This window comes from Catonella sp. (assembly GCF_052173895.1).
Lineage (GTDB): Bacteria > Bacillota > Clostridia > Lachnospirales > Lachnospiraceae > Catonella.
In genome coordinates this window covers 1-20,314 of sequence record NZ_JBQMXS010000002.1, presented here as the reverse complement: position 1 = coordinate 20,314, position 20,314 = coordinate 1, and the positions used below count along the sequence as shown (strand labels likewise).

Below are 20,314 nucleotides of genomic sequence, written 5' to 3'. Positions count from 1 at the left end.
GCTCCTTAGTTATTAAAGATGATATCTGAACCAACTGCCTGTTCCACAGACTTCTTAACTAATTCAATTCCCTTACCAGTATTGCCTGAAACTCCAGGAATGAGTATGATTGCAGGAAGCATTTCTTCCCTGTAATGTTCAATCAGATCACTCAATTTTTCGGCAAGAGCTTCGGTTATGTAGATGATGGAATAATCTCCATCTGCTAATTCACGAAGTTTTTTAGCTGCATCAGCCTGTTCGGTAAAAGGGAAGGTGTCAAAACCAAGAGCACCGAAACCATAGATACTATCTATGTCTCCCATTACTGCTATTCTAGACATACATTTCCCTTACCCTTTCCCTGAGGGAATCATCAGAAAGATTATTTATCTTACCTGAAAGTACGATTCTCACAGATTTTATTTCGTTTTCTCTTGCAAGTATATAGGCTGCAAGAGGTCCGATTGAAAACGGATTATGACGCTGTGGACGAATTTTTGCAATTATCAGATTATCACACCACCGTTCAAATGCTGAAGGGGATTTTTTAATCTCAGGAACTGCATCCAAATAGGCTGTGTGTGAAAGATATTCATAAATTGCATCAAGGCTTTCTGTAGCAGCTTTTGCAAGTCTGTCTACATTTAGAGAGTCACAAGGAGCTAATGCCTTTTCAAGGAAGGAAATATCCTTACCTATCATACAAGCTCTTATAGCAGTCTTTATATTGGCAGCCGCTACTGTGAGTTCTCCATATAATTCAAGTATTTCATTACCTGATTTTTTGCCGGACTCATATATTTTAGTAAGTGCAGCCTTGTCGATAATGATATCGCAAAGCCCACCATCGCCTGTGTGTAGAAGAGTATCAAGGGCTTCTACAGCTACCTTCTGCATATCAGATGGTAACATAGAAAAGTCTCTCTGTCCTAGTGCCTTGCGGATGATTTCAGGATCTATGGAACACTGATCTTTTTCTAAATAAATGTCATCACGAGTTATCTGTTCGGCAGCTGATTTTACAGCAGCTTTTAAGTTATGATAATCATTTGCATAGAGAAATACATCAAAGACATGGGGATCTGAAACTAACTCGGAAATGAATCTCCAAGTCTTATCCCTTTCATTCTTCAGTATGGTGGATAAAGACATTGACTCTTCTATGTCCCAACCATGATCTGATAACAGGCGAAGGCATTCATCATAGCTTTTTGCAGAAAGAAGAGATTCGAGGACAGAACTTGTTAAAAGACGAAGCTCTGCACTGCGAATTCTCGCTACCGCATAAACATATTCTTCTGACATATTACCTCCAAGTTTTCTCATGGTTAAAACAAGAGTTTTTGTATATTATCCTGTAATGACTCTATATTAGTCTCAAAAAGAGAAGTTATAGAGCAGTTCTGATCTATTCCTTCATATAGAAGAATGAAACCACCGTCTATAGGACGGGTTTCTTTAGATACACTAAGCTTTCCACCCTTAGATACAGCAATGGCATTAAGTTTTGTGGCAAAATCAGTTGGAAGCCTGTTAAGGTCTTTTTCATTAAAAATGATAGTTCCTTCGGCAGGACTTACATTCTTTTCTGCTAATTTAAGTATTTTTTCAAAATATACATTATCAGGAAGAGCGTAGATTAATTTCTTAGCATCTTCTATTACTTCACCTATCAGTTTCTGCTTTTCCTCAAGAATCAGACGGCGTTTCCTAAGGGCAGCAGCCGATTCAGCAGTGGATTTGCTGGCAGACAGGCGAACAGAAACTTCGTGATCAATTTTCTCGACGGCTTCTGCAGCTTCTTTTTCTGCACCGGCGATAATTACTTCAGCTTCAGCATTAGCCTTGTCAATAATGGCAGCTACACTTCTATCAGCTTCAGCTTTAATTTCGCTGGTGATTTTTTCTAATCCTGTCATGTTGCCTCCTTGTTATTATTTTCACAAATTACTAATTTTATAAATTAAAATTAGTGATAGTTAGAAACTCATTCCGTTTACACCGATGAGTGCAAGGAAAGAAACAAGAAGTGCTAAGATCGCATAAGTCTCAACCATTGAAGGGAAGATCATTGACTTACCGAACTGATCAGGTCTTTTAGCTGCAAGAGCGATAGAAGCAACAGCTGCCTTAGCCTGATATACAGCTGACATATAACCAGCAATAGCAATAGGCATACAAGCTGCGAAATAAGCAAGACCCTTTACAAGAGAAATTTCCTGAACATTGCCACCGATTACTCCAAGGTTAAGGAGAGCGATGAAGGCAATAAGAAGACCGTAAATACCCTGTGTACCCGGAAGAAGCTGTAATACGAGAACACGACCGAACTGGCTAGGGTCATCAGTAACAACACCTGCTGCAGCCTGACCTGCAATACCTACACCCTTAGCTGAACCGGCACCGGCAACACCTGCTGCAAGTGCAGCACCAAGAACTGCAAAGAAAAGTCCTAAACCTGACATAAAAATTACCTCCAAAATTTTAATTTTAAATTGAGTTATTGTTACTTGTTGTCTTTCACAACAAAATATTTTGTATTTTCAGTAAAAGGAACGAATTCCTTTCCACCACCGTTGTAGAACTTGCCAAAGAACTCAACATACTCAAGACGGTTGGTGTGTACATAAGCACCCAGTGCATTGATAAGAATGTTGATAGTATGTCCTACTACAAATATTACAATAAAGAAGATAAGACCAAATAAATTACCACCCGGCATAACTGCGATTGTGTTAAATACCTGTGAAATAACACCTGTTGCAAGACCGAGAGCAAGAAGTCTTGAGTAGGAGAGCACATCACTTAAGTATCCACTTATGCCATAAAGAGCATAAAGACCTTTAAGAAATCTCTTAAGAGGGTTCTTTGATTCTCTGCCTCCCATTATGAGAATTCCAGCTGCACCGGCAAGTGCACATACTGTAAATATTGTGACAATTGCCTGAGGGAAGTTAATAGTGAACTTGAACATATTCTGTATCATATCTGTGGTAAGTAAAAGACCTAAAAGACCACCAAAGAAAAGATACCAACAGATTACATCAAATACAGCCTCAACTATCTTGCCTTGTTTTAAGTTGGTATAGAGAGCAATTCCAAGTCCACATAATAGATGAACTATACCTATAATGAATGCTATACCAAGTAAGGTTACAGGATCCTTAATAGGATCGAGAAGATAAGGCAAGTTTACAGCTTTTCCTAAGAAAGTTTCTGTAAATTTTGGGATTACATCTCCAAAGAAACTTCCGAAGATAAAGCCCCATATTGTTGTACCTATACCACAACCAAAGAACATTTGTAACATTCTTTTTGTGCCTTCTTCAAGTCTGCCTTTAAATTTGGTAAGTACAAAGAGTGTAGTAAATACCATTATAAGTCCGTAGGCAGCATCTGAAAGCATAAGTCCATAAAGTCCATAATAGAATATAGAAGCTAGGAAGGTCGGATCAACCTCTCCTTTGCCGGGAAGTGCATAGCCTGATACTACTCCCTCTATAGGAGTGGCATATGCATTGTTTGAGAGTTTAACAGGCACATTCTCTTCATCTGAAGGTGTGCTGTATTCCACTACGCAGTCAAATTTGGAAGTGATTGCAGCATCGAGAGATTTAATATCTCTTTCAGGTATGTATCCTGTGATGCAAAATACTCGTTTTGACTGGAAAAGTCCACCGATTACACCATATTTATCTGCACGCATAGTGAAGTAATCAACAATAAAGGTGATTTCCTTTCGCTTATCTGCATATCCTGCAATTTTTGTTGTAGCAGTTTTGATTATTTCTTCCTGTTTCGCCAGATCCCTTGTAATACTTTTTTCCTGTTCAGAAGGAACTACGCATGGAAGAGCAGGTCGTGCAAAGCTAAGAGCACGCAGAGCATCCTCGGTTTCTTTGGTTTCGGTGTTGTGGCAGATGATGAGGACGCAAGTCTGCTCCTCGTTGCTGCTAATGATGGAGATATCTACTTTCTGTACGTTAGGAGCCTTTTCGGCAAAAGCAATCTGTAAAGAACTCTGATCGTAAGCTGTAGGGAAAGTTCCAATAAAGGCCTTAGTATGTTTAGTACCTTTGTAATCAAGAGGGAGCGTGAAACCAAGCCATGGCACAAGCATCTCTCGCTGATTAATAAGCTTTGGAATTTCAGCCTCAGCCTCAGCCTTTTGTTTGTTAAGACTGTTCAGTTCGTAGACCATATCCATAATCTTGTCACGCTTAGTTACAAGCGACTCATAGTCAGAGGCATTCATCTTATCTCTGCCGGCAAATGAATCCATCATTCCGGATTTAACAGGAACTTCTCTATCTAATATGGCAAGAGCCTGTGATGCAAGGTTTGCATTCTTCTCAAAAGTAGCTTTGGCAGAAGAGGTGTCGGTCTGTTTAAAGAGAGTATCAGTCTGACCGTCTTTACTGACGAAGAGTTCTTTTCCGGCATCAGCATTGATTTCAACTGCACCAAGTCGCTGTAAGCTTTCGAGAATAGGTTTCCTGTCTTTTTTTAGAGCTGCTATGAACAAGCGTTTCATAGGTAGTACGGACATGTTTAACTCCTCCTTTCCTTATTAAATTTTCAGTACATTTTAGCAGGCTTTTGGGGAGATTATTAAAACAGTATCTCCGTGACTTTTTCAGCCACCTCTTTTTTCTTGCCTTCTGCCTGTGAGCGAAGAGCTTTTACTTCCTCAGAGCTTTCAATTTCCGCTTTTTGCAGGAAACTCTCATTTACCTTGCTTATTTCAGCAAGCTTAGATTCAGCGCCGGCTTTGGCAGCAGAAATCTTAGATGAAATGAGTTCTTTCGCATCAGAATGAGCCTTTGAAACAATATCAGAAGCTCTATCTTTTGCATCTCGTTCAGCCATTTCAGCTAACTTTTCAGTTTCACGAATAGTGCTGATAGCATCCGTTGACAATAATAATCACCGCCTCTCGGTTATTTTAGTGTAGGTATTTTCTATATGAAAACCTACCTTACATTTTATCTCAATATTAGGGTATAGTCAATCAAGATTAAAGTTTTAAGTAAGTTTTTCGTAAGGGAATTTTTAAGACATATAACATATTATTGAAATATTAAGAAATATAAAGGAATATCACGAACAATTCAAGTAAAACATGGTTAATTTAGTGAAATTATGGTTATTTATAAAAAACAGATGACAGATTGAATATAATTTGATAGAATGATTAGCGATGATTAATTCATATGAAATCAGTAGGTTAAGGAGAACAATACTATGATGAAGGATTACTTAAAAGATGCCGATATGGATAAATTGGCAACAGTGCTTGAAATCAAGCAGGCATATAAGGATGGTAAGTATACACTGGAGGAAGCGAGGGCTTTATTAAAAGAAAAAGTTAAAACCCTTACCCCTGCAGAAGTAGCCCTTGCAGAGCAGGAACTTACAAAGGAAGAGGAAGATGAGTGCCGTAAGGAAGACATACAGAAAATGCTTGAACTCTTTGAAGGAATTATGGAGGTGACTCGTCCTAAGCTAAAAGAAGATCATCCTATTTTAAGATATTTTGAAGAAAATGATGAGATGAGAAAACATCTGCTTGCAGTGGAGGATTTGGTGCAGTATCCGATAATAAAAAACCAGTGGTTTGAACTCTATGATAAGTTAAGAGAATTTCGTATTCATCTTTCAAGAAAACAGAATCAGCTTTATCCTGTGCTTGAAAAGAAAGGATTTACAAGACCTACAACTACTATGTGGACTTTGGATGACTTTATAAGGGATGAAATATCTGAACTTAGAGCCTTGCTTGAGGCAGATAAGGAAGAGGATTTCATAAAAGAACAGACTACACTGGTAGAGGATATAAGAGATTTGATGACAAAGGAAGAAACTGTACTTTATCCTACCTCGTTAAAGTTAATAAGTGATGAAGAATTTGAAGATATGAAGTCGGGAGATATTGAAATAGGATTTGCTTTTGGAGTGGGAAAGGGAGTAGATAAAGAAGACAGTGTAAATAAGTCGGGTTCGGACAAGCCTGTGAACGAAGGGTTTATGGGAGAACTTGCAAGTCTGCTTGGTAAATATGGATTTGCATCTAACAGTGAAGAGTTAGATGTATCTACCGGAAAATTAACACTTAATCAGATAAATATGATTTTTAAAAATCTCCCCTTAGATATATCATTTGTAGATGAAAATGAAATAGTTAAATTTTATTCGGATACAGACCATAGAATTTTTCCAAGAAGTAGAAATGTTATAGGAAGAGATGTAAAAAACTGTCATCCGAGGAAGAGTGTGCATATAGTAGAAGAGATTGTGGATAAATTTAGAAAAGGCGAGGAAGATCATGTAGATTTTTGGATAAATAAGCCGGGAGTATTTATTTACATTTATTATGCAGCTGTAAGGGATGAAGTTGGGAATTTTAAGGGAGTGCTTGAAATTATGCAGGACTGTAGCAGAATCAGAAATCTTCAAGGATCAAGAACCCTTCTTAACTGGGATGAAGGACTTAAGGGAGATGTGGTTGGAGAAGATAGTGGACAGGATGAAAAGACGGATAATACGAATGTGTCAAAAATAGAAAAGGAAGTGACAGATGAGGTTATAAATAACGATGGAAGGATTGAAGTAACTCCTGATACTAAGCTTACAGCCTTACTTGCAGCCTGCCCTCATCTTAAAGAGGAACTTCCTAAGATAAATTCTAAATTTAAAATGTTAAATTCACCTTTAGGCAGGGTAATGATACCGAAGGCTACTGTAAGAATAATGAGTGAGCGTTCGGAAATGGACTTGGATGAATTGATTAAGGCGATAAAAGAAGTAGTTGAAAAATAAAAAATAAAGCTTATAATAGAAAACTCCCTGATATTATTTTGTTAGATAATGTCGGGGAGTATATTATTCCTAAATTTCATAGCAAATATGTTATTTAAGAAGATGTATTTCTTTAATATTATGTTAAAATAATAACTATCTTTTTTGTAAGGAGGGAACATGGTAAGGCACATAGTTTTATGGAAATTAAAAAATGGTTTGACTAATGAAGAAGGGGAAAGGGTAAAAAAAGAAATTAAAGACTCGCTGGAAGCCCTTAAAAATAGAATGAAAGGGGTTATTGAAATAAAGGTGCAAATAGAGGGACTGTCAGGTTCGACAGTAGATGTACTCTTGGATTCTTCGTTTGAAAATGAAGAGGCTCTTAAAAATTATGCTACTCACCCTGAGCATATAGCAGTTGCGGAGAATAAAGTCAAACCGTTTATTTCGGAAAGAATCTGCTACGATTATGAAATAAATTAACTAATAAAATTAAAGAGAGGATGAAAGTAAATGCCGGAAAAAAGTTCAAGAGAGAGATTGGAAAGCAGGCTAGGTTTCATACTTATAAGTGCGGGATGTGCGATAGGAATAGGAAATGTATGGAAATTTCCATATCTTGCAGGTCAGAATGGTGGAGGCATCTTTGTACTGATTTATTTATTCTTTCTGGCGGTACTCGGAATTCCTGTTATGACTATGGAGTTTTCGATGGGCAGAGCAAGCAGAAAAAGTCCTGTCCATTTGTATCAGAAAATAGAAAAAGAGGGAAGTAAGTGGCATCTTCATGGTCTTGTTTGTATGGCCGGAAATTATATTTTGATGATGTTTTATACAACTGTTGCAGGATGGATGATTAAATATTTTGTGTCAATGGCTTACGGTAAGTTTGAAGGACTTAATAAGGATGGAGTGGCTAGCCTCTTTGCAGGAATGTTGGGTTCTCCTGTTACCCAGGTATCTTACATGGTAGTAGTAGTGGTTGTGGGCTTTTTTATCAACTCTATGGGACTTCAAAAGGGACTTGAAAAGGTAAGTAAATGGATGATGTCAAGTCTTCTTATTATAATGCTACTGCTTGCAGTAAACAGTCTTTTTATGGAGGGGAGTGCCGAAGGACTTAGTTTCTATCTGCTTCCTGATGTAAATAAGGTGAGTCAGATAGGGTGGTCAAAGGTAATAGTTTCAGCTATGAATCAGGCATTTTTTACTCTGAGTATAGGTATAGGCTCTATGGCGATTTTTGGGAGTTATATAGGAAATGAAAGAAGTCTTATGGGAGAGTCAGTGAATGTTGCCGTATTGGATACCTTTGTGGCGATAGTTTCGGGACTTATTATTTTCCCTGCCTGCTTTACTTATGGAGTACAGCCTGATAGTGGTCCAAGCCTCATATTTATAACTCTCCCTAACATATTTAACAATATGCCTCTTGGCAGGGTTTGGGGAAGTCTTTTCTTTGTATTTATGAGTTTTGCAGCATTTTCAACTGTTCTTGCAGTGTTTGAAACGATACTTGCCTGTACAATGGATCTTACGGGTTGGAGTAGGAAAAAGGCAAGTATTGTAAATTGTGTTGTTATATTGGTACTTTCGCTCCCATGTGCGCTCGGCTTTAATGTTCTTAGTTTTATTGAGCCTATGGGCAAGGGGACAAGCTTTTTGGATTTGGAAGATTTTTTAGTAAGTAATCTAATCCTGCCTATCGGCTCATTTATCTTTGTGCTTTTTTGTATAAGCAAGAGAGGATGGGGATGGGATAATTTTGTGGCAGAGGCAAACAAGGGGAAGGGAATTAAGGTACGGAGTTGGATGAAGGGATATATGATGTATGTACTTCCTGTTATAGTAATGGCTTTTATTTTACTCGGATTATTTTATAAGGGATAATAAAGGTAAAATATACATTTGATATAAAAGTTTTGAAATAAAAAATGCTAAAATCCATATAAATCAATGTTATAGAGGATTTTAGCATTTTTACTTTATACCCTAAAATTATTAAAATCAGGCATTGGTATCAAAATATCTTGAAATCAGAGTTTGTTGGTGTTATTATTTAGTTGTTACAGTATATTATTCTGTATCTGTTTTTATTAGTTCTTGAGATAATTATTCTAAATTTCTCATTTATTTCAAAAAAAATGTATTGTTGTTTATTTTTCAGAAAAGGAGTAGAATGAAAGAAAGAGACATTGCGGAGAAGATTTTGCTAAATTTCAACGATGTGTTTGCCGATGTGGTAAATGGCATAGTGTTTAACGGCGAAGATGTAGTAAAGAGTGAGGAGCTTGAGGATGCGGTTACTGTTACTCAGTTTAAGGATGATGAGAGCGACTACCGAGAACAGCTGAGAGATGTAGCAAAGTTCTGGAAAAGGAATGGAGTGATTGTATCATTTATAGGGATTGAAAATCAGTCAAAACAGGATAAGGACTTAATTCTTAGGATATGTTCCTACGATGGTGCTACCTACAGTAGGCAGAAAGGAAACAAAGAAATATATCCAGTGTTTACCATAGTTCTGTACTGGGGGAAGGAAAAATGGAATGCACCGACCTGCTTGAAGGAAAGAGTGGATTGCTCACCTGAGCTTGAGGAATTTGTTTCAGACCACAAGTTTACACTTGTTGAAATGGCAAGGCTTACAGCAGAGGATGTAGCTAAGTTTAAGAGGGATTTTCAGTTTATAGCCGGAATTATAGCTAACATAAAGGGCTACATGCCGACGAGGAATCAGATTAAACATCGCTCCGAAACATTAGATGTGCTCTACGAGGTAGAAGGCGACAAAAGGTTCAGAGAAATCAGGGAAAAGGTTGAATCAGATGAAAAAGAAGGGAGAAAGTCAGATATGTGTGAATATTTAGATGCATTAGAAGAACGAGGTATAGAGAAGGGAATAGAACAAGGAATAGAACAAGGAATAATATTATCTTTAAAAAGGCTTATGACAAATCTAAAACTAAATCTAGAGCAGGCACTTGATGCATTGGAAATTTCAGAACAAGATAAGCCACAATATAGAGCAATGATAAAGAATGCAAAGTGATACAATATGGAAGGTGGAAAAAGGTTCAGAAAAATCAGGGAAAAGAGTGAATCAGACGAAAAAGAGGAAACATTTCTGTTTCCTCAAAAGTACAGGGGATGAGGGAATCGAACCCCCGCTAAAGGTTTTGGAGACCCTTGTCATACCATTTGACCAATCCCCTAGACAACGAACAAAGTATACACGAAGAGATAGAAAATGTCAAGTACAGAAACAGAAAAATTGTTTAGGATAGAGGAGTGGAACATTGTATAAAGGAGAATAATTCTTGATTGTAATTGAATAAGGCTAAAAAATGTGGTATGATTTTAATGCAGAAGTCTGTATTTCATGCCATTTTTATTATGTTTTGAAGGGAGATAGTATGTTAGATTTTGATAAAGAACTTGAAAAATTTCAGCCCAGTCTTGAAGTGGAGGAAGTAGAGGATGTCGTAAGGCATAATGATATGTCGGATGTAGCAGATCTCATTAAAGAGTTGCTTAAAGAAACAGGGGAGATGAGGTAATAATATGCAGTGCCCTTATTGTAATACAAAACTCACAGCTGGGAACATTTGTGAAAAATGTGGCAGTGATATAAAAATATTTAAAAAGCTTTATATGATTTCAAACAGATGCTATAATGATGGGCTTGAGAAAGCAAAGGCAAGAGATCTTTCAGGAGCAGTGACAAGCCTTGTAAACAGCCTTAAAATAAATAAAAAAAATACTAATGCGAGAAATCTCTTGGGACTTATCTACAGTGAGATGGGAGAGATTGCTAATGCTTTGGGTGAGTGGATAATAAGTGGCCACTTTCAGTCGGAAGATAACCTTGCTATAAGTTATCTGTCATATTTTCAAAATAACCTTGCAAGACTTGATAATGCAGAGCAGGTAATTAAAAAATACAATGCATCGTTAAAGCTTGCAAAAGCAGGTACGTATGATCTTGCTATCATACAGCTGAAAAAACTAGTTTCCTTAAATAATAAGCATATAAAAGGGTTGCAGCTTTTGGCACTTTTAAGCATTAAGACAGGAAAGCAGATGCAGGCTAAAAAATATCTTAAAATGTTGTTAAATGTAGATATAGCGAATCCATCAGCTATTTTTTATCTTAATGAAATTCAAGGAACGGATGCAGGTGAGGATAGGACAGAGGATGTGGCTGCAGACAAACTTGTGCTTAATGCAAGGGAGTCTTTTGCCCCGTCTGGAGCTTATAGGGAAAATAAGTATGGAATACTTCCTTGGATCAATCTTTTGATTGGAATAGTGCTTGGTATGGCATTTTTTATGATTATGGTAGTTCCGGGAATAAGAGCCAAGTCTGTTGAAAATAAAAATGCTGAAATAGTGAGCCTTAGTGAGACTATGGCAAAGACCAATGCTGAATTTGATTCGTTAAAAAGTGAAAATGAGGAGCTGAAAAAACGAACAGAAATGCTTGAATCCAAAAATAAGCAGCTTTCAGAAAATAATAAGAAAACTGAAACTAATGACTACGGTTCCTTAGCAGAAGCGGCAGCTTATTTTGTAATGGATGATAGGGCAAAGGCAGCTGAGGTATTGTTAGGAGTGAATAAGGCAACAATTACTAATAAAAATATGCTAAATCTCTACAACCAGCTTTCTACTAAAGTATTTGAAGAACAGTCTAAAAAACTCTTCCAAGAGGGATTTGGAGCATACAATAGAGGAAAATTTGAAGATGCTCTAAAGATATTTGATACTTCTATTAAAATGAATCATCTCAATGTAGATTCAATTTATTTTACAGGAAGATGTTACGATAGGCTTGCTGATAAGACAAGGGCAGCTGAGTGGTATAATAAGGTTATAAATGAGCATGGCAATACCCAGAGGGCGGTAGAGGCAAAAAGAAGGCTTAGGGCATTAGGAGTATAGATGGAAACAATAAAGATTAAATATTTTACAAATGAAATAGAAAAACTTTGTTACATAGCAGGTAATTCAGATTGGATAGACCTTAGAGCGGCAGAAAATGTGACTATGAAAAAGGGTGAATTCAGGTTGATAAGGTTAGGAGTAGCTATGGAACTACCGGAGGGCTATGAGGCTCATGTGGTGCCAAGAAGTTCTACATATAAGAATTTTGGGCTTATACAGACTAATCATATGGGAGTAATAGATGAGAGCTATAAAGGAGATGCTGATGAATGGAAATGGCCAGCCCTTGCAATGAAGGATACGGAGATACATGTAGGTGACAGGCTTTGCCAGTTCCGTATAATGAAACATCAGCCTAGGATCAATTTTACTGAAGTAAATTCACTTGATAATGAAAATAGGGGCGGATTTGGGACAAGTGGTATAAGTTGAGACTATTTACGTCCTTTCCTATTTTCCTGTTTATCAAGTAGATAATCGGCATAGTCTTTTATGGAAGCTGCACTTTCTGGCATTAGCTGTTGATATACCAAAAAGAAGTCAACTATTTCTTTGTCCAGTATTTCGCCTCCTATAGGAAGAGCAGAGTCAGATATGCCAAGTAAATAGTCACAGGTAACATCGAACTCTTTGGAAAGGGCTATTAGTTTGTCAAAAGAAGGCTCATTTCTGTTGGATTCATAGTTTGAAATTGCAGTAGGTTTAAGGCCTAACATATTAGCAAGTTCACCTTGAGTAAGTCCATGCTTTTGGCGGAGCTGTTTAAGTCTTATGTGAAAATTCATTACCTACCTCCTGTAATGGGGAAATTGTAAAACAACATGATATTAATATATAATTTTATCTGTAAAATGTCAAATGAAAAAGTATGTGTTTATACACATTTTGTGCATGAGCAGTGCCGTAAGATGAACTTTTATGCCGTAAGCTATGCATTTTACGAGGAATTTTCTATATAAATAAAAAAATATTTATCATACACAAAATGTGTATGGGAGGTGGAATATGTATGTTGATATGGAACTTTTTAACATCATGAAAGAGGAATGTCTTGAACTTGTGTTTGTATTTGACAGGATGGGAGTATTTGTGGACTGTTCCAACAAAGCAAAAGAAAGTTTAGGTTATCTGCAGGGAGAGTTGATTGGAAACTTTGGTGAGATATTTCCAAATCTTGTTTTAGAAGAAACTTCAGCATTTGACAATATTGAAACTGATATTTATAGAAAAAATAAAACCTGTTTTCCAGCTGATGTAAAGATAATGAAGTTTGGAAAGCAAGGTTTTGTAGTATTTGCAATAGATCAGACAGAAAACAAAAATATGGCTAGGGAGCTTGCTGCCTGCAAAGAGGAATTGAAGTCTGAATTAAAATATAAGACAGAATTTGTGTCTAATATTACTCATGAACTTAGAACTCCGGTAAATGGTATCCAAGGCATGGCGAAAAATCTTCTTAATACAGAGCTTAATTCGTACCAACTTGAAACTGTAGGTATAATAGAAAACTGCTGTGTAAATATGTCTAAGATAATAAATGATCTTTTAGATTTTTCAAAAATGGAATCAGACAAGCTGGTGCTTGAAAATAAGGCATTTTCATTTAGGGAGTTTTTAAACAGCGTGATGGCATTTAATGTAACTTTGGTAAATGAAAAAGGCTTGAAACTTCTTGTTCATGTGGGTGATGATATACCTAAGTATCTGATAGGAGATGAACTGCGGCTTACTCAGATATTTAATAATCTCTTAAGTAACGCAGTAAAATTTACTACTATAGGGCATATCGCAGTAGAAGCCTCGCTAATTCGTGAAGAGGATGATTTTGTGGAACTCTTCTTTATGGTAGTGGATACCGGAATAGGTATAGCCAAAGAAAATATGGACAAACTTTTTAAGAAATTTTCACAGGTAGATGCCTCCACTACAAGGAAGTTCGGTGGTACAGGACTGGGACTTTCCATAACGAAGAAACTCGTAGAACTTATGGGAGGTAATATTAAGGTTGAAAGTGAAGCAGGCAAGGGCAGTTCGTTTTCGTTCAATGTAATTCTTAAAAAAAGTGATAGTGCAGGAGAGACTACAGGGATAGAATTGCCTAATGGTAACTTTATTTATGAGGGAAGTGGACAGTATACGGAATCAGAAGAGGAGTCAAAATATGCAGGAGATGGAACGAAGGGCTGGAAACTTGCTGCAAGTTCTGATAATATTTATCAGTTTGGAACGAGCGAGAATATAAGAGAGATTAATTCAGCGCTTGAAAAGCTATTTATTTGCATAGAACTTGAAAACTGGGAAAAAGCAGAAAATTTTGCAAGTGTCATAAAAAATCTTATATCAGATGATGAGTCTGAACAGATGCTTAAAAAAGAGGCATTCAGGTTGGAACTTATTATTCGCAGGGGAGACCATGATAAGGCGATAGCCCAGTTTAATTTGTTAAAGGGTAAACTTGCAGAAATTGGTTTTTAAAGGGTAGAGAGGAATGAAAACAAATATTCTTATTGTGGATGATGTGCTTACAAGTCTTGCAGTAATGTCTGATATAGTAAAAGATGCAGGCTTTATAGCAAGGCCTGTACAGAATGTAAAACAGGCTATGGAGGCTATAAAGGCATTGCCACCAGACCTTATTTTGTCGGATATATCAATGCCTGATATAGATGGTTATGAATTTTGTGAAATGTTAAAGGCAAATCCAAAGACAGCAGATATACCAGTAATTTTTGTGTCGGCTATGGGAGATGCAAATTCAAGAAAAAAAGGGTATAATGTAGGCGCAGTTGATTTTATAGTGAAACCTTTTGACTTTGATGAAGTGGAACTTAGGATAAATACTCAGATTAAAAACTTGGTTATGCAGAGAGAGCTTGAGGAGTATAATAAAAGGTTACACAGAATGATGAATTCTCAGATAGCAAAGATTACTGATGATCAGAGATATCTTATATACGGTCTTGTAAGGCTTGCAGAATCAAGGGAAGACCCAACAGGAACCCATATGTTCAATGTGTCTGCAAATTCAGCGTTTTTGGCTCAGAGTCTTCAGCTGTCACCTGAGTATGAAAAATATATAAGCAATAATTTTATTGAAGACATAGAGCTTGCGGCACCTCTTCATGACATAGGTACGCTTGCAATAAGTGACAGGATTTTGCTTAAAAAAGGTAAGCTTAATTCAGATGAAATGACGGTAATGAAGACTCATGCTGAGATAGGGGCAAGAACTTTGACAGAAGTATACAGTCATAATGAATTTAGTCGATACCTCGGAATGGCAATTGATATAGCTTATTACCATCATGAGAAGTGGGACGGAACAGGATATCCTAAGGGACTTAAGGGAAAAGGCATACCGATTTCAGCAAGAATCTTCTCTTTGATAGATGTATACGATACACTTACAAGAGATAAATGCTACAGGGATGCTTATTCACATGAGGAGGCACTTGACATAATTAAGTTAGAATCCGGAAAAAGTTTTGATCCAAGTATAGTAGATATATTTTTTAAGATACAGAGTGGGATAAGGAGGAATTGATTTGGGAGTAGCAAAAAAAGAACCTATAATTGAAATGTTTGTAACTGAGGCAGGAGATTCTATCAGTACATTTGATAAGTATAGGCTGAGTGCTGAGCAGACAGGAGATTTTGGAAGGGAGCTTATAGCGGAACTTGCCAAACTCGTAAGGATTATCCGTAGGGATGCAGGTATGCTTCTCTTTGACAGCATAGCACAGGTAAGCGGAGCACTTGAAAAGCTTTTAGACTGCTATAGGGATGTGAGGGCAGAAAAGCCTGATTTTGAGCCTTTTGAGGAGGTACTTGCAGCATATTCAGAGTTCATCCACAATGAACTTTACAAATTGACACATAATGAAAAAGTAAATGGTGACAATAGTGAGATTATGGAACTGATAAGTCAGATGGATACAGGAGTAGTGGGCTTTAATAAACTTCCTACATCTACACCTACGAGAAGAAAACAGTATTACATTCCTAGTAAGTCGGAAAGTGATTCTGCCTTAATCTCTCCTACAAGGGGAGTGTTTGATGGACTTTTAATGGATGAGAATAAAAAGAGTGAGGATGGATTAAATAAACCTAAAACTCCTACAGAAATCCTAAGTTCACTTAAGAATAGGCTTATAAGTTTTGATATTACTGATGATAAGATGGAAGAAATTAGGAAGTTAAGTGTAAGGTTTGAACACATAATGGATGAGCTTAAGGCTAACGGTAAGGCAGCAGAACTTGCTGAAATTGACCATTTGGCACAGGGGATTAAGGCTTGGGTTATGGATGCAAGGATGATGGATTTTTCGTTGGTAGCTTCTAAGGCAAGGCTTGCAGCAAAAGACCTATTAAAGCATACAGGCAAAAAAGCTGAGTTTGAAATAATAGGACTTGAGAATGAAGAGTCCATACTTTATATTGAAAAATACAAGACAGGCAATCTTTCAAAAGCGTTAACCCATCTCATACGAAATGCTGTAGACCATGGAATAGAAACACCTATAGCCAGAGTTAAGAAAGGCAAGGAAGAAGAGGGGCATATAAGGGTTGAATTTATGAAGTCAGATAAATTCAAAGGCATAGAGATTCATTTTTCGGATGATGGAGCAGGTATTAATCCGGATAAGATACTTAAAGCTGCCGAGATGAAGGGAATCCTTCTTAATCCAAAAGAAACTTACAGTATGGAAGACATACTTAAGATACCATTTATGACAGGATTTACAACTAGAAAAACCATAGGTGATTATTCAGGACGAGGAGTGGGACTTGATCAGGTAGCACATTTGATAGAAGAAATAAATGGAAGAGTCATACTTAAGAGTGAAGAAGGAAAAGGAACAGAAGTGGATATAGAACTTCCGTTTGATCATATTTCTGAATAATAAGGAGGATGAAATGAGAATTTTACTGGCCGAAGACGATTATGCCAGCAGAAAGTTTGGGATAAGTTTTTTAAGCAAATATGGAGAAGTAGATGCAACAGTGGACGGAGAAGAGGCTATTGCTGCCTTTGAATTTGCAGCAGAGGATGGAGAATACTATGACCTAATCTGTTTAGACATAATGATGCCGGGAACTGATGGGATTGAAGCATTGTACAGGATTAGAGAAGCAGAAAAAAGACTCAAATTACCTGAAGAAAAATGCCCTAAGATAATTATGGTTTCTGCCCTTAGCGATCTTAATTATGTAGATGGAGCCTTTGAACTTGGATGTGACGGGTATGCAAATAAACCTCTAGACACAGACAAATTTGAAGATGTGCTTAGAAAGCTGGAACTCATCTAAAAGTTGAAATTAAAAATTCAATGTGGTAAGATAGGTCTTGCTTGGTTAGTTAATGGTAACTGGCTAAAATAGACGAAAGGAAGAAGGAAGATGACTAAGATAGATATAATTTCAGGTTTTCTTGGTGCAGGGAAAACAACTCTCATTAAGAAACTTATTAAAGAGGCGCTGGCTGGAGAAAAGGTAGTGCTTATTGAAAATGAATTTGGAGAGATAGGGATAGATGGTGGCTTTTTAAAAGAGGCCGGTATCGAAATTACGGAGATGAATTCGGGCTGTATCTGCTGCACCTTAGTAGGGGATTTTGGTACTGCTTTAAGGGATGTAATAGCAAAATATGAACCGGATAGAATTATAATTGAACCTTCGGGAGTGGGCAAACTGTCAGATGTAATTAAGGCAGTGGATGAAGTTCAGAAAGATTTTGAAAATGTAGAATTAAATAGTTTTATTGCGGTTGCAGATGCGGGTAAGGTTACAATGTATATGAAGAATTTTGGAGAATTTTTCAATGATCAGATTGAAAATGCTCATACGGTAATTTTAAGCCGTACAGGAAAAACATCCGAGTCTAAACTTGCTAAGGCAGTAGCTGCCATAGAAAAACTTAATAATAAGGCGGTTATAGTTACTACAGATTGGGATAGTCTTACAGGTAAGCAGTTACTTGATACTATGGAAGGAACAAAGGCGGAGGTTAAAGACTCGTTATTTACTAAAGAAGAGCTGGAAGCCTGTGAGCATCATCATGACCATGAAGAGGGACATGAATGCTGTTGCGGACACCACCATCATGAGCATGAAGAAGAGCATGAATGTGGTTGCGGTCACCACCATCACGAGCATGAAGAAGAGCATGAATGTGGTTGTGGACATCACCATCATGACCATGGAGAAGAGCATGAATGTTGTTGCGGTCACCATCATCATGACCATGGAGAAGGGCATAGTTGTGGATGTGGACATCATCATGACCACCATCACCACCATGCTGATGAGGTATTTGACAGCTGGGGAGTTACTACTCCTAAGCACTTTACAAAAGAAAGCCTTGAAAAGATTTTAGATAAACTGGCATGGGGAAATGACCTTGGTATTATACTTCGTGCAAAGGGTATAGTTCAGTCTGACGGAGCTGATTGGCTTGAATTTGACCTTACTCCGGGTGAGTTTGAGGTAAGGGTAGGCAGTCCTGATGTTACAGGAAAACTTTGTGTGATTGGTTCAAAACTTAAAAAGGATGAAATAAAAGGACTTTTTGAGGTTTAATATAAAGACTGTAAGGAGAAACTATGGCTTATGAAAAAGATATACCTGTTTATATGTTTACAGGTATGCTTGAAAGTGGAAAAACCGCTTTCTTAAGGGATACCCTTGAGGGTGGTGAGTTTGAAGATGGCAATCTCTCTCTTTTTATAATGTGCGAAGAAGGAGAGATAGAACTTTCTGAAAAACTGTTAAAGAGAAATAAAATATCCACAGTTGTAGTGGAAGATAAAGAAGATATAACAGAGGAATTTCTTAAAAAACTTGAGAAAGAATATAATCCGGATAGGGTGATTATTGAAAATAATGGAATGTGGATTCCACAGGAAATCATTGATGAGTTTCCGGAGAACTGGATGCTTGTGCAGTGTATTAATCTAATAGATGGTTCAACCTTTGAAAATTACTTGCAAAATATGGGAAGTTTTTTGATGGAGCAGGTAAAACCGGCTGATTTGGTTGTATTTAACAGGGTTACAGACACAGAACTTAGAGGAGGGTACAGAAGAAGAATTAAGGCTCTGAATAGAAAAGCTCAGATTCTTTATGAGGATGAGAAGGGAAACCTTGATGATGCCTACATAGAAAGCCTTCCGTTTGATACGGATAAAGATATCATAGAGCTTGAAGACGATGATTTTGGACTATGGTACTTAGATGCTATGGAACATCCTGAAAAATATAAGGGCAAAACAATGAAGTTTAGGGGACTTGTTTATAGAGATAAGAAGTTTCCAAATGATAAATTGGTTCCGGGTCGATTTGCAATGACCTGCTGTGCTGCTGATGTGCAGTTTATAGGTTTCGTATGCCATGCTCCTGATGCATTTAAGTTTGAACAAAAGGATTGGGTTCATATAGAGGCTGAGGCTAAGTATGAATATTGTAAAGACTACAAGGGCAAGGGTATAGTGCTTTATGCAAAGGAGCCGCTAAAGAGTGCAGAGGCTGGAGAACAGTTGGTATATTTTACTTAGTTCAATATTTATGTTTTGTTTATTGAATATACAAAAAAGGATTTTCATTAAATATGGAAGTCCTTTTTTTTGTGGAAGTGACTTTTTAACTTGAAAATAGTTAAAAATAGTGTTATTATCTAGATGTTTGTTATATTGTTTTCTATTTTTATTAGGTATTTTATGAAATATTCAGTTCCGATTCGGAAATTTATTTCAAAACATTGTTCTTTATTGTTGCTTAGTAATTTAAAAATCTATTTAGTTGTATCTTATTGTGAAAAGGAGTAAAATGAAAGAAAAAGATTTAAAAGAAAAACAGCTGTTAGGCTATAATGATGTATTTGCAGATGTTATAAATGGTGCAATATTTGAGGGTAAAGAAGTAGTTAAAAGTGAAGAATTAGAAGAGACTGCTACTGTAACACAGTTTAAAGATGATGGGGGTATTCATCATGAACAGATAAGAGATGTAGCTAAACTTTGGAAAAGGAATGGAGTAATATTTTCTTTCGTAGGTATAGAAAATCAGACAGAACCGGATAAAGATATGATACTTAGAGTTTGTTCATATGATGGTGTGACATATAAAAGTCAGGTAGGTAATGAAAGGATATATCCGGTTTTTACTATTGTAATTTATTGGGGGAAACGAGAGTGGAAAGTTCCTACCAGACTGAAAGAGAGACTTAACTGCCCACCGGAACTGGAAGTTGAGATTTCAGACCATAAATTTAAGTTGATTGATATGGCTAGGCTGTCAAATAAGGAAATTGAAAATTATAAAAGTGATTTTAGTTTTATAGCAGGAGTATTAGCTAAAGATGAAGAGTACGAGCCAAGACAGGATGAAATAAAGCATCCGGAAGCAGTTTTAGATTTGTTAGGTGCAGTTACGGATGACAAGAGATTTATAACGGCAAAAGAGGAAGTGAAGAAGATAAAAGCAGAAGGAGGAATAGTTGATATGTGTGGATTTTTAGATAAATTTGAGAACAAAGGAATAGAAAAAGGAATAGAAAAAGGAATAGAAAAAGGAATAGAAAAAGGAA

General features: G+C 36.8%; 21 protein-coding genes and 1 tRNA gene. 14 read left to right on the top strand and 8 right to left on the bottom strand.

What is annotated here, in order from left to right; all coding sequences use genetic code 11:
- Nucleotides 1-5: 5 nt before the first annotated feature.
- The 6 genes from ACTTG8_RS00600 to ACTTG8_RS00575 all read right to left on the bottom strand — a co-directional run bounded on the left by ACTTG8_RS00600 (nucleotide 6) and on the right by ACTTG8_RS00575 (nucleotide 4,902).
- Entirely contained in the window at nucleotides 6-323 is a 318-nt protein-coding gene (locus ACTTG8_RS00600) for a V-type ATP synthase subunit F (RefSeq protein ID WP_442560212.1), read from the bottom strand.
- Nucleotides 316-1,287: a V-type ATPase subunit gene (locus ACTTG8_RS00595; protein WP_442560211.1), complete on the bottom strand. Its 972-nt coding sequence runs from the start codon at nucleotides 1,285-1,287 to the stop codon at nucleotides 316-318. The genes ACTTG8_RS00600 and ACTTG8_RS00595 overlap by 8 nt, the downstream gene beginning before the upstream one ends.
- A gap of 23 nt (nucleotides 1,288-1,310) precedes the next feature.
- The gene (locus tag ACTTG8_RS00590) at nucleotides 1,311-1,901 is read right to left on the bottom strand and encodes a V-type ATP synthase subunit E (RefSeq protein WP_442560210.1); all 591 of its coding nucleotides are present in this window, start codon (nucleotides 1,899-1,901) and stop codon (nucleotides 1,311-1,313) included.
- A 60-nt stretch (nucleotides 1,902-1,961) separates the two neighbouring features.
- Entirely contained in the window at nucleotides 1,962-2,453 is a 492-nt protein-coding gene (locus ACTTG8_RS00585; RefSeq protein WP_442560292.1) for a V-type ATP synthase subunit K, read from the bottom strand.
- A gap of 35 nt (nucleotides 2,454-2,488) precedes the next feature.
- The gene (locus ACTTG8_RS00580) at nucleotides 2,489-4,531 is read right to left on the bottom strand and encodes a V-type ATP synthase subunit I (protein ID WP_442560209.1); all 2,043 of its coding nucleotides are present in this window, start codon (nucleotides 4,529-4,531) and stop codon (nucleotides 2,489-2,491) included.
- Between the two features lie 62 nt (nucleotides 4,532-4,593).
- Nucleotides 4,594-4,902 carry a hypothetical protein gene (locus ACTTG8_RS00575; RefSeq protein ID WP_442560208.1) on the bottom strand — a complete coding sequence of 103 codons (309 nt, stop codon included), beginning with the start codon at nucleotides 4,900-4,902 and terminating at the stop codon, nucleotides 4,594-4,596.
- Nucleotides 4,903-5,226: 324 nt separating this feature from the next.
- On the opposite strand from ACTTG8_RS00575, the gene ACTTG8_RS00570 reads away from it, so the two are divergent.
- The 4 genes from ACTTG8_RS00570 to ACTTG8_RS00555 all read left to right on the top strand — a co-directional run bounded on the left by ACTTG8_RS00570 (nucleotide 5,227) and on the right by ACTTG8_RS00555 (nucleotide 9,835).
- Complete coding sequence (locus ACTTG8_RS00570) at nucleotides 5,227-6,801, top strand: DUF438 domain-containing protein (protein WP_442560207.1); 1,575 nt, start codon at nucleotides 5,227-5,229, stop codon at nucleotides 6,799-6,801.
- A 159-nt stretch (nucleotides 6,802-6,960) separates the two neighbouring features.
- Nucleotides 6,961-7,266 (top strand): Dabb family protein, encoded by a 306-nt coding sequence (locus ACTTG8_RS00565; RefSeq protein WP_442560206.1) that lies wholly within the window; start codon nucleotides 6,961-6,963, stop codon nucleotides 7,264-7,266.
- A 30-nt stretch (nucleotides 7,267-7,296) separates the two neighbouring features.
- Nucleotides 7,297-8,673 carry a sodium-dependent transporter gene (locus ACTTG8_RS00560; protein WP_442560205.1) on the top strand — a complete coding sequence of 459 codons (1,377 nt, stop codon included), beginning with the start codon at nucleotides 7,297-7,299 and terminating at the stop codon, nucleotides 8,671-8,673.
- 289 nt (nucleotides 8,674-8,962) lie between these two features.
- Nucleotides 8,963-9,835, top strand: a complete 873-nt coding sequence (locus tag ACTTG8_RS00555) for an Rpn family recombination-promoting nuclease/putative transposase (protein WP_442560204.1) — start codon at nucleotides 8,963-8,965, stop codon at nucleotides 9,833-9,835.
- Between the two features lie 92 nt (nucleotides 9,836-9,927).
- Here ACTTG8_RS00555 and ACTTG8_RS00550 read toward each other — a convergent pair.
- Nucleotides 9,928-9,998: transfer RNA gene (locus ACTTG8_RS00550), tRNA-Trp, on the bottom strand.
- A gap of 201 nt (nucleotides 9,999-10,199) precedes the next feature.
- Between ACTTG8_RS00550 and ACTTG8_RS00545 the strand changes: the two genes are divergently transcribed.
- From ACTTG8_RS00545 to ACTTG8_RS00535, 3 genes are all read left to right on the top strand, one after another.
- The gene (locus ACTTG8_RS00545) at nucleotides 10,200-10,343 is read left to right on the top strand and encodes a hypothetical protein (protein WP_442560203.1); all 144 of its coding nucleotides are present in this window, start codon (nucleotides 10,200-10,202) and stop codon (nucleotides 10,341-10,343) included.
- A gap of 94 nt (nucleotides 10,344-10,437) precedes the next feature.
- A complete protein-coding gene (locus ACTTG8_RS00540; RefSeq protein WP_442560202.1) occupies nucleotides 10,438-11,727 on the top strand; it encodes a hypothetical protein in 1,290 nt (429 codons plus the stop codon).
- The gene (locus ACTTG8_RS00535; protein ID WP_442560201.1) at nucleotides 11,728-12,162 is read left to right on the top strand and encodes a dUTP diphosphatase; all 435 of its coding nucleotides are present in this window, start codon (nucleotides 11,728-11,730) and stop codon (nucleotides 12,160-12,162) included. It abuts the gene before it with no gap.
- A 2-nt stretch (nucleotides 12,163-12,164) separates the two neighbouring features.
- Here the strand turns inward: ACTTG8_RS00535 and ACTTG8_RS00530 are convergent, their stop codons facing one another.
- Nucleotides 12,165-12,515, bottom strand: a complete 351-nt coding sequence (locus tag ACTTG8_RS00530; protein ID WP_442560200.1) for a helix-turn-helix domain-containing protein — start codon at nucleotides 12,513-12,515, stop codon at nucleotides 12,165-12,167.
- A 220-nt stretch (nucleotides 12,516-12,735) separates the two neighbouring features.
- On the opposite strand from ACTTG8_RS00530, the gene ACTTG8_RS00525 reads away from it, so the two are divergent.
- The 7 genes from ACTTG8_RS00525 to ACTTG8_RS00495 form a co-directional block, all read left to right on the top strand.
- A complete protein-coding gene (locus ACTTG8_RS00525; RefSeq protein WP_442560199.1) occupies nucleotides 12,736-14,205 on the top strand; it encodes an ATP-binding protein in 1,470 nt (489 codons plus the stop codon).
- Between the two features lie 13 nt (nucleotides 14,206-14,218).
- Nucleotides 14,219-15,274 carry an HD domain-containing phosphohydrolase gene (locus tag ACTTG8_RS00520; RefSeq protein WP_442560198.1) on the top strand — a complete coding sequence of 352 codons (1,056 nt, stop codon included), beginning with the start codon at nucleotides 14,219-14,221 and terminating at the stop codon, nucleotides 15,272-15,274.
- A gap of 1 nt (nucleotide 15,275) precedes the next feature.
- Entirely contained in the window at nucleotides 15,276-16,634 is a 1,359-nt protein-coding gene (locus ACTTG8_RS00515) for an ATP-binding protein (protein WP_442560197.1), read from the top strand.
- A 13-nt stretch (nucleotides 16,635-16,647) separates the two neighbouring features.
- On the top strand, nucleotides 16,648-17,040 hold the full coding sequence (locus ACTTG8_RS00510) for a response regulator (RefSeq protein ID WP_442560196.1): 393 nt from the start codon (nucleotides 16,648-16,650) through the stop codon (nucleotides 17,038-17,040).
- Between the two features lie 90 nt (nucleotides 17,041-17,130).
- The gene (locus tag ACTTG8_RS00505; protein WP_442560195.1) at nucleotides 17,131-18,309 is read left to right on the top strand and encodes a CobW family GTP-binding protein; all 1,179 of its coding nucleotides are present in this window, start codon (nucleotides 17,131-17,133) and stop codon (nucleotides 18,307-18,309) included.
- A gap of 23 nt (nucleotides 18,310-18,332) precedes the next feature.
- Complete coding sequence (locus ACTTG8_RS00500) at nucleotides 18,333-19,283, top strand: TIGR03943 family putative permease subunit (protein WP_442560194.1); 951 nt, start codon at nucleotides 18,333-18,335, stop codon at nucleotides 19,281-19,283.
- 271 nt (nucleotides 19,284-19,554) lie between these two features.
- On the top strand, nucleotides 19,555-20,314 hold a 760-nt coding region (locus ACTTG8_RS00495; RefSeq protein ID WP_442560193.1), incomplete at its 3' end, for an Rpn family recombination-promoting nuclease/putative transposase.

Excerpts from the sequence above, each read along its gene's own strand:
- ACTTG8_RS00600 (WP_442560212.1), bottom strand. The coding sequence starts at position 323 with ATGTCTAGAATAGCAGTAATGGGAGACATAGATAGTATCTATGGTTTC.
- ACTTG8_RS00595 (WP_442560211.1), bottom strand. The coding sequence starts at position 1,287 with ATGTCAGAAGAATATGTTTATGCGGTAGCGAGAATTCGCAGTGCAGAG.
- ACTTG8_RS00590 (WP_442560210.1), bottom strand. The coding sequence starts at position 1,901 with ATGACAGGATTAGAAAAAATCACCAGCGAAATTAAAGCTGAAGCTGAT.
- ACTTG8_RS00580 (WP_442560209.1), bottom strand. The coding sequence starts at position 4,531 with ATGTCCGTACTACCTATGAAACGCTTGTTCATAGCAGCTCTAAAAAAA.
- ACTTG8_RS00570 (WP_442560207.1), top strand. The coding sequence starts at position 5,227 with ATGATGAAGGATTACTTAAAAGATGCCGATATGGATAAATTGGCAACA.
- ACTTG8_RS00565 (WP_442560206.1), top strand. The coding sequence starts at position 6,961 with ATGGTAAGGCACATAGTTTTATGGAAATTAAAAAATGGTTTGACTAAT.
- ACTTG8_RS00560 (WP_442560205.1), top strand. The coding sequence starts at position 7,297 with ATGCCGGAAAAAAGTTCAAGAGAGAGATTGGAAAGCAGGCTAGGTTTC.
- ACTTG8_RS00555 (WP_442560204.1), top strand. The coding sequence starts at position 8,963 with ATGAAAGAAAGAGACATTGCGGAGAAGATTTTGCTAAATTTCAACGAT.
- ACTTG8_RS00545 (WP_442560203.1), top strand. The coding sequence starts at position 10,200 with ATGTTAGATTTTGATAAAGAACTTGAAAAATTTCAGCCCAGTCTTGAA.
- ACTTG8_RS00540 (WP_442560202.1), top strand. The coding sequence starts at position 10,438 with ATGATTTCAAACAGATGCTATAATGATGGGCTTGAGAAAGCAAAGGCA.
- ACTTG8_RS00535 (WP_442560201.1), top strand. The coding sequence starts at position 11,728 with ATGGAAACAATAAAGATTAAATATTTTACAAATGAAATAGAAAAACTT.
- ACTTG8_RS00530 (WP_442560200.1), bottom strand. The coding sequence starts at position 12,515 with ATGAATTTTCACATAAGACTTAAACAGCTCCGCCAAAAGCATGGACTT.
- ACTTG8_RS00525 (WP_442560199.1), top strand. The coding sequence starts at position 12,736 with ATGTATGTTGATATGGAACTTTTTAACATCATGAAAGAGGAATGTCTT.
- ACTTG8_RS00520 (WP_442560198.1), top strand. The coding sequence starts at position 14,219 with ATGAAAACAAATATTCTTATTGTGGATGATGTGCTTACAAGTCTTGCA.
- ACTTG8_RS00510 (WP_442560196.1), top strand. The coding sequence starts at position 16,648 with ATGAGAATTTTACTGGCCGAAGACGATTATGCCAGCAGAAAGTTTGGG.
- ACTTG8_RS00505 (WP_442560195.1), top strand. The coding sequence starts at position 17,131 with ATGACTAAGATAGATATAATTTCAGGTTTTCTTGGTGCAGGGAAAACA.
- ACTTG8_RS00500 (WP_442560194.1), top strand. The coding sequence starts at position 18,333 with ATGGCTTATGAAAAAGATATACCTGTTTATATGTTTACAGGTATGCTT.